The organism is Paenibacillus peoriae KCTC 3763, assembly GCF_000236805.1.
GTDB lineage: Bacteria > Bacillota > Bacilli > Paenibacillales > Paenibacillaceae > Paenibacillus > Paenibacillus peoriae.
On the sequence record NZ_AGFX01000011.1, the window covers coordinates 847,452 to 861,972 of the forward strand.

Below are 14,521 nucleotides of genomic sequence, written 5' to 3' on the forward strand. Positions count from 1 at the left end.
CTTAGGTCTGCTTTATACATATGTCAATAGTGCTAGTAATGTATAAGCATAAATCTATTAAAAGCAAAAAGAAGCGAGTACCTATGATTCTAATATTTATGAAAAAACGTATAGATGTAAAATGAGTGGAGAATTCTTTGAAAGTGGGAGGATTCTTTAGCAGATAAATAGTTTAAGCCATAGCTTGCTGAAAGGAAATAATAGTTATTAGTTACATAGATGAACATAAAACCAATACAAAACCGGCTTGCCCTAGGCAGCCGGTTTTTGAGGTAGTGGATAAAATAACGGGGAAGAAAAAGTGATAAATCAGTGGAAGTCCCGGAAGAGTCCTACAACCTTGCCCAAAATGCTGACGTGCTTCAGGCGAAGCGGTTCAAAGGCTGGGTTCTCTGGTTGAAGCCGGATATGATCTTTTTCTTTGTAGAAGGTTTTAACCGTTGCTTCATCTTCATCTGTCATGGCTACAACAATGTCACCGTTATCGGCAGTCTGTTGCTGACGTACAATTACATAGTCACCGTTAGCAATACCAGCTTCAATCATGCTTTCGCCTACAACAGATAACATGAATATTTTATCCTCACCAACAAAATGTTGGGGAAGAGGAAAGTAATCTTCGATATTTTCTGTCGCCGTAATAGGAAGACCGGCAGTTACTTTACCGACAACGGGAACACGACTAATGGAGTAATTAATCAAGTTGCTATTATCCGCCTCGTCTTGGCCAAGTAACTCAATGGCCCGTGGTTTCGTTGGATCGCGACGGATGAGTCCTTTTTTCTCTAAACGATCCAAATGACCGTGAACCGTAGAACTGGAGGCTAATCCGACAGCCTCGCCTATTTCGCGTACAGAAGGGGGATAGCCCTTTAGACGCACTTCATTGCGGATAAATTCAAGAATGGCCTGCTGGCGGCTCGAAATCTTAGACATACCGTATCAACCCCATTTAGTAACGTTTGGGAAAATTATAGCATAGAACCTCCGTTCGCACAAACATAAGTTCTAAATAATCCCTGAAAATATTTACGAACTTTTGTTCTGTTGTCTATTGAACAAAACAAATGTTCGTGTTATATTGTGAAAAACATAAGAACAAACGTTTGGAGGACGCAGCCAATGATGAAATATAGCACATATCAAAGTATTTTTCCGATGAATTTAGAAAAGTTGCAGGAGAATCAAAAGAAAGGGAACAAAGGATTTTCACAATTGATTGCACAGATGATTACCAATACTCTCTTACTTAAGCTTCTCATTCTAGTTATTGTTGTTTGGATTGCAGGTGCAGGCGTTTTGACAGTTTTCGCAGCCCCTTCAGTTCCGAAGGTAGAGGTAACCAAGCTGACAGTACAGTCTGGGGACACATTGTGGCAGATTGCAATCAAACATAAACCGGAACGAATGGATACACGGGTATATATAGAAGGAATTGTACGGATTAACGGACTGGAAGATCGGGGAGTGCAGGCAGGTCAGGTGCTTAGGCTTCCGTACTTCTGATCTATACACTATTAGGGCTTGTCAGGGGCGTGATGTGGTAACCTTGACAAGCTCTTTTCTACATGTCAAAGTGTATTATATCTTTGCTTTTATGGAGGGGACACAATTTGGATATAGACAGCTTGGTACAGCGCATCAATGAATTAGCGCGCAAAGCAAAATCCGAGGGATTGACGGAAGAAGAAACTACAGAGCGCGCCAATCTTCGGGAAATATATTTGGGTAACATTCGCCGTAATTTTCGGCAACAGCTTGAAACGATTGAATTTGTAGACGATGATACGCCAAAGGGAAACGGCGGGCTTAAGCATTAATGTCGCCAAAGCGGCTTGACCTGCATCTATATAGATTAGTTTTCAGGCAATCGTTTTGATGCAATATATATTGGGGAAGGGAATTGACAGATGGCCCGATCATTTGAAAGAAAAGTACGCAAAAACACAGCGCATTTAAACAAAACGCGCAAAAAACGAGGCATGCAAACCATTAGCGGTACAGGTTCTGCAATGGATATTTTCCGCGGCCGCAATATTACTGTGCCTATCATGCTGGCTGGCCTTGCCGTATTATACATGCTGATGAGTTACTTTCTGACCAAGACTGGCATGAGAGGAATGGATTGGCTTGTATTCGGCTTGTACTTGATGCTGGCTGTTATTTTTTTCATCCGTCGTCCTTATTTGAAGGTCGGGAAGAATTCGCTGTATATGCTAAAAGGCGGCAGAGAACGTCCCATGACGGCAGAGGATATGAAAGCCATTAAGATTGAAAAGGGCTACGTAACGATTGAAAGAAAAGGTAAGGGCGGCAACTTTGTTTTAACAAAAACATTGGGTCGCTATGACACGGATGCCATTGCAGAGCGACTTGAGAAGTTTGCGCTATCCAATCAGGTGCAGGTTGAGAAGAAATAGCAGATATCACCTGTAGCTCTGTATGTAAGGCCGCATGATGTTATTTCACATAACACGTTGCGGCCACTTGCTTAATGTGGCACACCATATCGGAATGTTTGTGAGATGTAACTATGCACAACAGGTGTACATATAACGTGGAAAGAGAGTGGATAATTCAGATGGCGATTCAGGCGGTAATGTTTGATCTTGATGATACGCTTTTGTGGGATGAACGTAGTGTGGAAGAGGCGTTTGACGCAGCATGCCAAACAGGTTCCCGGGAAGCAGGCGTTGATCCGAAGGCTCTGGAGGAAGCAGTCCGCAAGGAAGCGCGAACTTTGTACGAGTCTTATGAAACCTTTAGTTTTACTCAGATGATCGGCATTAATCCGTTTGAAGGGTTATGGGCGAACTTTACGGCAGGTGAGCAGCCTGAGTTCCGTCAGTTGGAACAACTGGCTCCTGTTTATCGCAAGGAGTCATGGCGTAGAGGTCTTCAGCAGCTAGGAATAGATAATGAGAAGCTGGCACAAAAGCTGGCCACCCAATTTGCTGCCGAAAGACGCGCACGTCCCCATGTATATGAAGAAACATTTGAAATTCTGGAGCATTTGAAAGGACATTACAAGCTGTTATTATTGACAAACGGCTCCCCTGACCTACAACAGGAAAAACTGGATGGCGTCCCTCAATTAGCGCCTTTTTTTGATCATGTTGTCATTTCAGGTTCGTTTGGTAAAGGAAAGCCTGATCCGTCTATATTCCAGCATGCTTTAGGGCTTCTTGGTATCAAGCCTGAACATGCTTTAATGGTAGGGGATAAGCTGACAACTGATATTCAAGGGGCTTTGGCAGCTGGTGTGCACTCCGTATGGTTGAACCGAAACGCCAAAACCAATACGACAGAGATCAAGCCAAAGTTCGAAATCAAGCATCTGTCTGAATTGGATGGAATTATTCAATCATTAAAGTAATAAACCAAGAGCTTTTTCCATAGAAACGAGTATTAAAAAAAGAAAACGAGTATTAAAATAACTCCCTCCGCTCAATGTGCTCTGAGTAGAGGGAGTTGCTTTATCTACAATAGGATAAGCCCGCATTAAGCTCTAATAAATGACGGATCTTCAAAAGGTTCGGCAATCCAGCCATTCTCTTCAATGAATAAGCGGACTGCGATGATCTTCTGATTTTCCATTAAGGTGAAGAAATGAGGAGTATTTTCAGGCACAGAAATAACGTCACCCGGCGAGAGCTCTACATTGAAGTAGCCAATCTCTTCAGGACCTTTAATGATGAAAATACCTTTGCCGGCAATGATGGCACGAATTTCATCCTCGGTATGGGTGTGAATTTGTTCAAATTTGGCTAGCAGCTCGTCCAGATTCGGTGTTGCTTGAGATAAGGTGATAACGTCCCATATTTTATATCCGCGACGCGCGACCAAATCCTTGATTTCAGGTTCAAAGGTTTGGAGAACAGCGGCTTTTTGCTCATCTGTCAGTGTAAAATTTTCTTGCAGCTCCCCGGACAATTTGGAAACGTCCCAATGTTCATACAGGACTTCGTGACTCTCCAAAAATTCACGGACTTGTTCCTCTCCGCTGATTCGTTCATTGGTATTGCGGATTAAAATTTCAGCCATGGGTTTATCCCTCTTTTCCACTTGGTTTAATATTGTATACAGGATATCATGTCTTGAATCGTTGCACAATACAGGATTACAACATTTTATGCTGAATGACTGTAGCTAAAAAATACGGATTGAAGCCTGTTTTTCTAACACGGTAAATTATAAAATGGATTACAGGAGTAGTTATTATAAAAGAGTAAGCTGTATAAAACGTATGTTTTTACTTCAATCTATCTAAATGATACGGTTTCTGCTAAACTAGGATTTAACGTTTTGCGGGGGTGAAGAGATTTTGGACAAAATTAGCTTGCAGGAAGCGTTACAACGAAGAATACTACTTCTTGACGGAGCCATGGGGACCATGATTCAGCAGGAGGATCTTTCCCCCGACGATTTCGGTGGGGAAGAGCTGGAGGGCTGCAATGAGATGCTGGTCTTAACGAGACCGGACGTCATTCAAGGCATCCATGAAGCTTACTTGGAGGCCGGAGCAGACCTGATTGAAACGAACACATTTGGAGCTACATCTGTCGTTTTGGCGGATTATGATATACCAGAACGTGCACGTGAGATTAATCTGGCTGCGGCCAAGCTGGCGCGTAACGCGGTGGATAAATTCAACACTGCGGACAAGCCCCGTTTTGTTGTAGGAGCGATGGGGCCAACGACGAAAACCTTGTCTGTAACAGGCGGAGTTACGTTTGTGGAACTGATTGAGAGCTATCAGGAGCAGGCCTTGGCGCTGATTGAAGGCGGCGTGGATGCACTGCTATTGGAAACGTCACAGGATACACTTAACGTCAAAGCGGGAAGCATCGGAATTCGCCAGGCTTTTGAGCAGACGGGGATTGAACTTCCGCTAATGATTTCGGGTACGATTGAGCCTATGGGCACGACGCTGGCCGGGCAAAATATCGAATCCTTTTGCATATCACTGGAACACTTGCATCCGGTATCGATTGGTCTGAATTGTGCTACAGGTCCAGAGTTTATGCGGGATCATATTCGTTCCCTTTCCGAGATGTCCTCAGCAGCGATTAGCTGTTATCCAAATGCAGGCTTGCCTGATGAAAATGGTCAATACCATGAATCACCTGAATCATTGGCTCGTAAAATGGCCGCATTCGCTGAAAAAGGTTGGCTCAACATTGCAGGGGGGTGCTGTGGCACCACACCTGAACATATTCGGGTTATGAGTGAACAAATGGCACAATTTGAGCCGCGTCCGCTGGCAGGTCATCATCCTCCAGCAGTATCCGGCATTGAGCCTGTATATATTGAACAGGACAATCGTCCTTATATGGTCGGTGAGCGAACGAATGTTCTGGGCTCCCGCAAATTCAAGCGTTTGATCGTGGAAGGCAAATATGAAGAGGCATCTGAAATTGCCCGCGCCCAGGTAAAAAGTGGGGCACATGTCATTGATATTTGTGTGCAGGACCCGGACCGCGATGAAATGACGGATATGGAAGCATTTTTGAAGCTGGTTGTGAACAAGGTAAAAGTACCTCTGGTGATAGATACCACGGATATTCAAGTCATAGATAAAGCGCTACAATATTCGCAAGGCAAGGCAATTATTAACTCCATTAATTTGGAGGATGGTGAAGAGAAATTTGAGAAAATGGCTCCGCTTATTCATAAGTACGGCGCGGCTGTTGTAGTCGGCACGATTGATGAACGCGGTCAGGCTATTTCGCGTGAGGATAAGCTGGAGGTAGCCAAGCGTTCTTATGATCTGCTGGTGAACCGTTACGGTCTGGCAGCGGAGGATCTCATTTTTGATACGCTCGTATTTCCAGTAGGTACAGGTGATGAGCAATACATTGGTTCAGCAAAGGAGACGATTGAGGGCATTCGCATTATTAAAGAAGCCCTTCCTGGTGTTCATACGATCCTGGGCATCAGTAACGTATCTTTTGGTTTGCCGGAAGCGGGCCGTGAAGTGCTCAATTCTGTCTATTTGTATGAATGTACCAAGGCAGGTCTGGACTATGCGATTGTAAACACGGAAAAGCTTGAACGTTATGCTTCCATTCCTGAGCATGAGCGGAAGCTTGCCGAAGACCTGATTTATAAAACGAATGATGATACTTTATCCGCTTTTGTGGCAGCTTTCCGTAACAAGAAAGTAGAGAAAAAAGAAAAGGTATCCAATCTTTCGCTCGAAGAACGCTTGGCTTCTTATGTAGTGGAGGGAAGCAAGGAAGGACTGATTCCCGACCTGGAGCAGGCACTTGCCAAATATTCCTCGCTCGAGATTATTAACGGTCCGCTTATGAAAGGGATGGAAGAGGTAGGGCGCCTGTTCAATAACAACGAGTTGATCGTTGCGGAGGTGCTACAAAGCGCTGAAGTGATGAAGGCGTCGGTAGCCTATTTGGAACCGTTCATGGAGAAAAATGAATCCGCGGTAAAAGGCAAGATTTTGTTGGCTACGGTTAAAGGTGATGTGCACGATATTGGTAAAAATTTGGTGGAGATTATTTTATCCAACAATGGTTACCAAATCGTCAATCTGGGTATAAAAGTACCACCAGAACGCATTATTGAAGCTTACCGTGAGGAAAAGGCCGATTTGATTGGCTTATCCGGCTTGCTTGTTAAATCGGCTCAACAAATGGTACTAACCGCCCAGGATTTGAAAAATGCGAATATTGATATTCCAATCATGGTTGGCGGAGCTGCATTAACACGCAAGTTTACTAAAAACCGTATCCGTCCTGAATATGATGGTCTGGTAGCTTATGCGAAGGATGCCATGGATGGTTTGGATATTGCCAATAAGCTGATGGACCCTGAGTCCCGCAAAAAAATGGCGGAGGAAATGGAGGCTGAACGCGAGGCAGAAGCGGCAGCAGTCGTGGAGACCAAGCAGCTTCCTAAGCTTACTCGGGCTGTGCGCTCTAACATTGCGCAGGATTTGCCGGTCTATATTCCACCGGATACGGAACGCCATGTACTGCGCAACTATCCGTTAAACTATATTTTGCCTTATGTAAATATGCAGATGCTGATGGGGCATCATCTTGGCTTGAAAGGAAACGTTGAGAAGCTGCTGGCAGAGGGCGATCCCAAGGCGATCCAGCTCAAGGATACGGTGGACAGCATCATGTTTGAAGCTGTTACAGACGGAATTATTCAGGCACATGCCATGTATCGCTTCTTCCCGGCGCAGTCGCAAGGAGATCAAATCCTGATTTATGACCCGTCTGATGTGAGCAAGGTATTGCACACATTTACGTTTCCACGTCAGCAAGTGGAGCCATACCTGTGCTTGGCCGACTTCCTGAAATCTGTAGAATCTGGAGTCATGGATTATGTAGGTTTTTTGGTTGTGACTGCCGGTCATGGAATACAGCAGCTCTCTACCCAGTGGAGGGAACAAGGGGATTACTTGCGCTCTCATGCGCTTCAAGCGGTAGCGCTCGAAGTGGCTGAAGGTTTGGCGGAGCGGCTTCATCATATTATCAGAGACAGCTGGGGCTTCCCGGATCCTGCCGATATGACGATGAAGCAGCGGCATGGGGCCAGATATCAGGGCATTCGGGTATCCTTTGGTTATCCGGCATGTCCTGATCTGGAGGATCAGGGACCGTTGTTCCGGTTGCTGAAACCTGAGGACATTGGCGTTGAGCTGACGGAAGGGTTTATGATGGAACCGGAGGCTTCTGTATCAGCCATGGTGTTCAGCCACCCTCAGGCGCAGTATTTTAACGTCGAAAAGGTTTAACACCTCTATCAGATAGGATAGCAAAGACCCTCCGAGCTTCGGAGGTTTTTTGCTGGTCAGTAGGAAGAAGGTTAACTTATGGAATTTTATTTTCTCGGTACAAATGCCGGGGTGCCGACGATTCAGCGGAATGTTACGTCTATCGCTCTTCGTTTGCTGGAAGAAAGAAGAAGCATGTGGTTGTTCGATTGCGGTGAAGGCACTCAGCAGGAGATACTGCGTTCGCCGCTCAAACTCAGCAGGCTTGAAAAAATATTTATCACCCATTTGCATGGAGATCATCTTTTTGGTCTACCGGGCCTGCTGTCGAGCAGGGCGTACCAGGGAGGTACGGCTCCACTGACAGTATACGGGCCGCCAGGGCTCAAGCAATATATTGAACTTTCTTTAGGAATCAGCCAATCCCGGATCAATTACCAGCTGCATATTGTGGAGCATACGGGCGGGGTGTTGTTTGATGATGGGCAATTTCGGGTGGAGTCAGCTCTGCTGGATCATCGGATCGATAGCTTTGGCTATCGAATTGTAGAGATGGATAAGCCCGGCAAGCTTAATCAGGAGCTGCTGGAGCAATATGGAATCAAGCCTGGTCCGATATACGGTAAATTAAAGCGTGGAGAAAGCGTGGAGGTGGAGGGTGGCGTCATTCTTCATCCTCAGGATGTTTTGGGCTCACCGAAAAAGGGGCGCATCATCACCATTCTTGGTGATACACGACCTTGTCCTAATACGGTAGTGCTGGCTCAAGATGCAACAGTTGTCGTCCATGAAGCAACTTTTTTGCATGAGCTGGCGGATACAGCGTACGAATATCATCACAGTACGGCGCTTCAGGCAGCGGAAGCTGCAAAAGCCGCAAATGCGGGGCAGTTAATCCTGACGCATTTTAGTTCCCGATATAAAGATCAGGAACAGCTTGAGCCATTGCTGGAAGAAGCGAAAAGCATATTTCCCAGTTCATTGCTTGCAGAGCAGCATGTGCTGTTACCAGTACCCGATATCGGCTAATTAACGCTTGGAGAGTAGATTTGTATGTGGGGTGCCGGAGCTTGCTCCGGTGCTTTTGTTTTTCACCCGTAATTATTTTCCGGGAAAGCGCAGGATGCGACAAGAGACGAAAGCAGCCACTTGTTGGGTTGGAGTGATTTTGTGCTACCACATATGGAGGCGTGTCATATTTGATTTTCTATATATCGAATTTGAAGGACTTTATTTCTTTGAATGGGATGAGGAAATACAGGGAATTTCTTATGAAAGACAAGTCTCTTCGATGGATTTCGACGCTGATGTAAGCTCATTTCATGTGAAAGCAACGGCTTTTAGCGAGGAATGGCACTATTTTGGACGGTTTATCGGCAATTCATAGACTTCATTAGCATGTTTGACTTAAGATAGTAAGATGAAATGGAGACGCAACTTATTTTATGACCTAAATGATTAAGGTGGTTAAATAAGTGAGGAGAACATCCTTCATAGGATGAATGATCATTTTGCGACGTTATCCATGAATTGATTTGAAGTGGGGGAGGGGATTACGATAAAATCGTTACTGATTGATCTGGATGGTACACTTTATCATGGAAACCGGATGATCAAGGGTGCGGACCTGTTCATATCCCAATTACGTACAGATCGAATACCTTATGCGTATGTCACAAACAATGCTTCACGTACACCCGAGTTGGTGGCAGAGCATTTGGTTGGTATGGGAATTGAAGCAGTCAGCCATGAAGTATATACTTCGGCGTTGGCAGCTGCACAATATGTTGCACAGCAGAGTCCGGGAGCACGTGTATATTGTATTGGCGAAACCGGATTACGCCAGGCACTCACAGAGGCCGGGTTGCAGCTTGTACAGGAGCAGCCTGATTATGTGGTGCAGGGGATAGATCGTCAATTTACATATGAAACACTGGCCACTGCCATGCGCTGGATTCGAGAGGGAGCGACTTTTATTTTGACCAATCCGGATCTACAATTGCCCTCACATGATGGGTTAACGCCAGGAGCAGGAACGATTGGCGCTGCGATTGAAGCAGCTTCACAGGTAAAGCCAGTGGTTATCGGCAAGCCTTCGAGCGTGTTGATGAACTATGCGCTGGATCGCTTGAATATTAGAGCGGATGAAGCTCTGGTTGTGGGCGATAATATGCTTACTGATATTGCAGCAGGTGCAGCGGCAGGCTGTAAAACAGCTCTAATTCTGTCGGGTGTGACGACCCACGCGAATATGGAAGAACATATGCGCGCCGTTGGCGTAAAGCCTGATCTGATATTTGAAAATCTGGATGAACTGCAGGACTGGATCAGGGAAGAGTTGGAATGATAACCAGCATACATTTAATCAATGGTGAGAATTAAAAGCTATGTAGCTACGAAAGGAAAGATGTTGATATGCCGGAACTTCCTGAAATGGAAAACTACAGAACGCTATTGTCAAAACAAATTTTGGATATTCCGATTACTGGAGTGACGGTTAACCGTGAAAAATCCATTAATACTGATGTGGACACGTTTGAAAAGCATTTGCTGGGAGCGACCGTTGTATATTTAGAGCGTCGAGGCAAGCATTTGATTTTTCATTTAAACACGGGTGGGCGGCTTGTGCTGCACCTGATGCTGGGAGGACTGCTATATCTGGGAACGGAGGAGCAGCGCCCGAACCGTACGGTTCAGATCGAATTGGATTTTAGCGGTGTGAAGCTTTATTTTATTGGGCTGCGCTTAGGCTACCTGCACTTGCTGACAGCTAAAGAAACAGAGGAGGCATTATCAGACCTCGGACCCGATCCGTTGGACCATCGTATGACGTTGGAAAAGTTCACAGCGCGTCTAAAGGGACGGCGGGGGATTTTGAAAACAACGCTGGTGAATCAACAAATTTTTTCGGGTATTGGCAACTGTTATTCGGATGAAATTGCTTATATCGCCGGATTTACACCGGGTTCCAAAGTACAAAACATCGTACAGTCACCGGAAAAAGTGGAAAAGCTGTATCATGCTACTCAATCCGTGCTGCGTGAAGCTACTGCGGAAGGCGGTTATATAGAAATGCCGCTGATGGAGGGAGACACATTAACGGGTGGCTTCGATCATCAGTGCCGAGTATATGACCGTGAGGGTGAAGAATCCCCAAGTGGCGGGAAAATCGTTAGGGTTGAGCTGGCGGGGAAAAAAGCATTTTATTGCCCGGTACAGCAGCATGATGCCTAAATTGCTCATCGGCGCCCATGTGAGTACGCGTGGCGGCTTTTCCAAAGCTGCTATGCGTGCACACGAGCAAGGGGGATATTCTTTTCAATATTTCCCGAAAAATCCTCGCAGTCTCAGGTTAAAGGAGTGGAGTGCTACAGATACTGCTGCTTGTAAAGCTTACTGTTCAAAGCACAAGCTTCAATCCATTGCCCATTCGCCTTATCCCGTGAATCCGGCTCTTGGTCGTGAGCGTGGTCAGGAGTTTTATGAGCTGACGGTGGCCTCATTGCGGAACGATCTGGATATTGCGGAAGCTTGCGGCTCAAGGGGGATTGTCGTTCACTTCGGGCATATGCATTCGTCTGACCCACTGGAGGGCTACCGAAATATTATTGGCTGTCTTGATGATGTGCTGGAAGGTTGGAAGGGAAATGCCAAATTACTGATTGAGAACCAAGCAGGGGATCACGGACCGATGGGAACCACGCTGGAGGAAATGGTGCAAATCCGCCAGTTGTGCCAAAATTCCGACAGTATCGGCTTTTGTCTGGACACCTGTCATGCATATGCAGCAGGTTTGTGGAATGGTAAAAAGGACGAGGCTTTGATTGAAAAAGGGGAGCGTCTCGGCTATTGGTCAGCCCTGTGCGGAGTTCATTTGAACGATTCCAAATATCCGTATGGATCTAAAAAAGACAGACATGCGCGTGTCGGGCAAGGCTGTATCGGTGTAGAGGGAATGCGTTGGATGACAGAGCAGGGGTCTGTAAGAGGTATGCCTGTCGTCCTGGAAAGTGAAACGGGAGATGATGGGACACATCGGGAAGATATTCAATTGGTTCAAAGCTGGCAGTAAATCAGTTTAACGGATCATGGATATCTTTGAGGCTCTTGAAGCTTATTTTTTAGGGGGAAAGGAGGAGAGTTGATGTATTTGTTTATGGACGATTATCGGCCTTGTCCTCCAGGCTTTAAGCTGGCAAGGGACGCGGAAGAGTGTCTGTTATTGCTTCAGGAATATCCGATTTCAGTGCTATCGCTGGATTATGATTTGGGTCCGGATCAGCTCACGGGAAAAGATGTGGCTGCTTACATTGCAGGCAAACAGTTATATCCACCTGAAATTTACCTGCATTCCTCCAGTCCGGAGGGTCGGCGTGTCATGTATGAGCTGCTCTATGCCAACAAGCCAGAAGGAGTCACAGTGCATAATGGTCCGGTACCCGAGGAACGTATGCGTGAGATCAGAAAAGAGTCGGAACAATGAGGGAAATAGGACAAAAAGAGGCACGTCGTGCCATATGGGAGGGATGCAAGCTGGCTTTGTTTGTGTACACTCCCATGTGCGGAACCTGCGCGGCTGCCCGCCGAATGCTGGAGGTGGCGGAGCATTTGCTTCCCGAAGGAGCGGTGTTGCAATGCAACATAAACTATATACCTGCACTGGTGCAGGAGTATCAAATTTCCAGTGTACCCGCGCTTCTTATATACAACGGCGAAAACGAAATTCCTGAAATCATCTACAAAATGGAATCTGTGGAACACTTGCTGAACAGGATAAGGAGCGTGATGGAATGATATCCATAAAGAACATCACATTGCAGCGGGAAGAAAATAAGATTTTGGACGATGTAAGTCTCGATATACGGGAAGGCGAGCATTGGGCGATTCTGGGGCGCAACGGTTCTGGTAAAACAACATTGCTGGAAATGATGACAGGATACATGTTTCCCAGTTGTGGCACGGTCGAGGTGCTTGGACAAACCTATGGTCAATGTGACGTGCGGGAAGTTCGCAAGCAGATCGGTTATATAAGCCAGACCTTGCTGGAAAAGCTAGCGTTAAAAGATCCGGTATGGGAAGTGGTCGCCACCGGCGCGTATGCTTTTTTGCGTTTTTATCAAGAGATTCCGACAGAGGCAAAGGAAAAAGCCGTATCCTTGTTGGAGGGCATGAATTTAGGCGGTCTGATGCATCATCCGCTAGGGACATTATCTCAAGGAGAGCGAAAAAAGGTCATGCTGGCTCGTTCACTGATGGCGGAGCCTCGCTTGTTGATTATGGACGAGCCTTGTGCCGGGCTGGATTTATTTGAACGGGAAAAAATGCTGGTTGAGATTGATCGGCTCCGTCAACGGGATTTGTCAGTGGTTTACGTAACGCATCACATTGAGGAGATTGTCCCTCTCTTTACGCATGTGGCGTTGATCCGTGATGGCAAGGTTGCAGCAGCGGGACCAAAAAAAGAAGTTTTAACGAAAGAATTGATTATGCACACGTATGAAGTTCCAGTTGAGCTGGATTGGGATGGAGAACGTCCCTGGATTCGGGTGTGCAATGGAGGGTAATATTACTTTGGAGGAACAATACATGCGTACAGATGAGCAGGGTGTGGCCGCCTTGTCATCGTCAAGATTTATTTGTACGGCTAATCATGGATTTGCACCCTACGCTCAAGAGGAGCTTAGAAGATTATTTGGCTCAGTGAAAAGCACAGTACTTGTACCCGGTGAAATTTTTCTGGCTACATTACCTGCGGGATCCAGTGAGGTTGTAAGGATGATTACAGGTCAGCCGCCGATGTTTTTACGTCACTTGTTTCCTGTGCATTTTCAGGAGGAAGGAACGGACTTGGACCAGGTGCTGAAGCATCTGGTTGCATTTATCCGTAACCGCCGGGAGCTGATGGATCAACGTGTTTCTTTGCAAGTGCGCAAAGGTTCCAGCAGCAGCTGGACCGAAAGCGCGGGGGCGCTCAAGCAGGCTCTAAGTGAACAATTAAGTGATCTGCCTATGGAGCAAACGGTACAAGGGGCCGACGTTATTGTATCCGTTTTTGCGGATACGGATACGTGGTATGCAGGCGTATCACATCCTCAGGACAATCTTTCAGATTGGAGCGGAGGCGCGGTTCGTTTTCAGAAGGAGGAGGGACAAATCTCTCGTGCCAAATTCAAGCTTTTAGAAGCAGAAGCGACATTTGGTATTGATTTTGGTGCCTTTCATCAAGGACTGGATATCGGGGCAGCACCGGGTGGGTGGACTTCCTTCTTACTGGAGCGAGGGCTCAAGGTGACGGCGGTTGATCCGGCAAAGATGGAGCCGTCGCTGATGAAGTATGCCAATCTGACTTTTTTGCGCAAAAATGCGAGTGAAGTCAAATTTAAGGAGAATACGTTTGATCTGCTGGTTTGTGATATGAGCTGGAGTCCGAAGCAGATGGCAAGGCTCGTAACTGATTTACTGTATAGTTTGCGAAGCGGGGGTACTGCTATCGTAACGGTCAAGCTAATGCATAAAAAGCCTTTGGCGCTCATTCATGATGTGATGGCTTCATTCGAGCAGTCTGGCATGCAGATTCAGCGGGCTAAGCAGCTATTCCATAACCGAGATGAGATTACCCTGTACATGATCAAGTATGGAAAATAATACTTTACAATGAGTACAGGTCTGCTATATAATAAACCCAAATTGTTCCTTAAAAAATAATAATCACGTTTGAATAAAGGGAAAGCATCCCGCAGATCATTTTCATGGTGACATGGAGATTTGGTTTTGCGG

General features: G+C 46.0%; 15 protein-coding genes. 13 read left to right on the forward strand and 2 right to left on the reverse strand.

Going from position 1 to position 14,521, the window contains the following annotated elements:
- Positions 1-309 precede the first annotated feature (309 nt).
- Complete coding sequence (gene lexA, locus KQI_RS0106430; RefSeq protein WP_007430665.1) at positions 310-936, reverse strand: transcriptional repressor LexA; 627 nt, start codon at positions 934-936, stop codon at positions 310-312.
- A 189-nt stretch (positions 937-1,125) separates the two neighbouring features.
- Here lexA and KQI_RS0106435 point away from each other — a divergent pair, with 189 nt between their 5' ends.
- The 4 genes from KQI_RS0106435 to KQI_RS0106450 all read left to right on the forward strand — a co-directional run bounded on the left by KQI_RS0106435 (position 1,126) and on the right by KQI_RS0106450 (position 3,376).
- Positions 1,126-1,506: a LysM peptidoglycan-binding domain-containing protein gene (locus KQI_RS0106435; RefSeq protein ID WP_029390044.1), complete on the forward strand. Its 381-nt coding sequence runs from the start codon at positions 1,126-1,128 to the stop codon at positions 1,504-1,506.
- A 107-nt stretch (positions 1,507-1,613) separates the two neighbouring features.
- Complete coding sequence (locus KQI_RS0106440; protein WP_007430663.1) at positions 1,614-1,820, forward strand: DUF896 domain-containing protein; 207 nt, start codon at positions 1,614-1,616, stop codon at positions 1,818-1,820.
- A 90-nt stretch (positions 1,821-1,910) separates the two neighbouring features.
- Positions 1,911-2,420 (forward strand): hypothetical protein, encoded by a 510-nt coding sequence (locus tag KQI_RS0106445; RefSeq protein WP_010345925.1) that lies wholly within the window; start codon positions 1,911-1,913, stop codon positions 2,418-2,420.
- 161 nt (positions 2,421-2,581) lie between these two features.
- Positions 2,582-3,376 (forward strand): HAD family hydrolase, encoded by a 795-nt coding sequence (locus tag KQI_RS0106450; RefSeq protein ID WP_029390045.1) that lies wholly within the window; start codon positions 2,582-2,584, stop codon positions 3,374-3,376.
- 125 nt (positions 3,377-3,501) lie between these two features.
- Here the strand turns inward: KQI_RS0106450 and KQI_RS0106455 are convergent, their stop codons facing one another.
- Positions 3,502-4,044, reverse strand: a complete 543-nt coding sequence (locus tag KQI_RS0106455) for a 1,2-dihydroxy-3-keto-5-methylthiopentene dioxygenase (RefSeq protein ID WP_010345927.1) — start codon at positions 4,042-4,044, stop codon at positions 3,502-3,504.
- 280 nt (positions 4,045-4,324) lie between these two features.
- On the opposite strand from KQI_RS0106455, the gene metH reads away from it, so the two are divergent.
- From metH to KQI_RS0106505, 9 genes are all read left to right on the forward strand, one after another.
- On the forward strand, positions 4,325-7,765 hold the full coding sequence (gene metH, locus KQI_RS0106460; protein WP_010345928.1) for a methionine synthase: 3,441 nt from the start codon (positions 4,325-4,327) through the stop codon (positions 7,763-7,765).
- Between the two features lie 78 nt (positions 7,766-7,843).
- On the forward strand, positions 7,844-8,773 hold the full coding sequence (gene rnz, locus KQI_RS0106465; RefSeq protein ID WP_010345929.1) for a ribonuclease Z: 930 nt from the start codon (positions 7,844-7,846) through the stop codon (positions 8,771-8,773).
- Positions 8,774-9,284: 511 nt separating this feature from the next.
- A complete protein-coding gene (locus tag KQI_RS0106475; RefSeq protein ID WP_010345931.1) occupies positions 9,285-10,091 on the forward strand; it encodes a TIGR01457 family HAD-type hydrolase in 807 nt (268 codons plus the stop codon).
- A gap of 68 nt (positions 10,092-10,159) precedes the next feature.
- Positions 10,160-10,978, forward strand: a complete 819-nt coding sequence (locus tag KQI_RS0106480) for an Fpg/Nei family DNA glycosylase (protein ID WP_007430656.1) — start codon at positions 10,160-10,162, stop codon at positions 10,976-10,978.
- Positions 10,968-11,816 carry a deoxyribonuclease IV gene (locus KQI_RS0106485; protein ID WP_029390047.1) on the forward strand — a complete coding sequence of 283 codons (849 nt, stop codon included), beginning with the start codon at positions 10,968-10,970 and terminating at the stop codon, positions 11,814-11,816. The genes KQI_RS0106480 and KQI_RS0106485 overlap by 11 nt, the downstream gene beginning before the upstream one ends.
- 72 nt (positions 11,817-11,888) lie before the next feature.
- A complete protein-coding gene (locus KQI_RS0106490; protein ID WP_010345933.1) occupies positions 11,889-12,227 on the forward strand; it encodes a cyclic-phosphate processing receiver domain-containing protein in 339 nt (112 codons plus the stop codon).
- The gene (locus KQI_RS0106495) at positions 12,224-12,538 is read left to right on the forward strand and encodes a thioredoxin family protein (RefSeq protein WP_010345934.1); all 315 of its coding nucleotides are present in this window, start codon (positions 12,224-12,226) and stop codon (positions 12,536-12,538) included. Before KQI_RS0106490 ends, KQI_RS0106495 begins: the two co-directional genes overlap by 4 nt.
- Positions 12,535-13,308 carry an ABC transporter ATP-binding protein gene (locus KQI_RS0106500; protein WP_010345935.1) on the forward strand — a complete coding sequence of 258 codons (774 nt, stop codon included), beginning with the start codon at positions 12,535-12,537 and terminating at the stop codon, positions 13,306-13,308. The genes KQI_RS0106495 and KQI_RS0106500 overlap by 4 nt, the downstream gene beginning before the upstream one ends.
- Positions 13,309-13,330: 22 nt before the next feature.
- A complete protein-coding gene (locus tag KQI_RS0106505; protein WP_010345936.1) occupies positions 13,331-14,389 on the forward strand; it encodes a 23S rRNA (cytidine(2498)-2'-O)-methyltransferase RlmM in 1,059 nt (352 codons plus the stop codon).
- Positions 14,390-14,521: the final 132 nt, after the last annotated feature.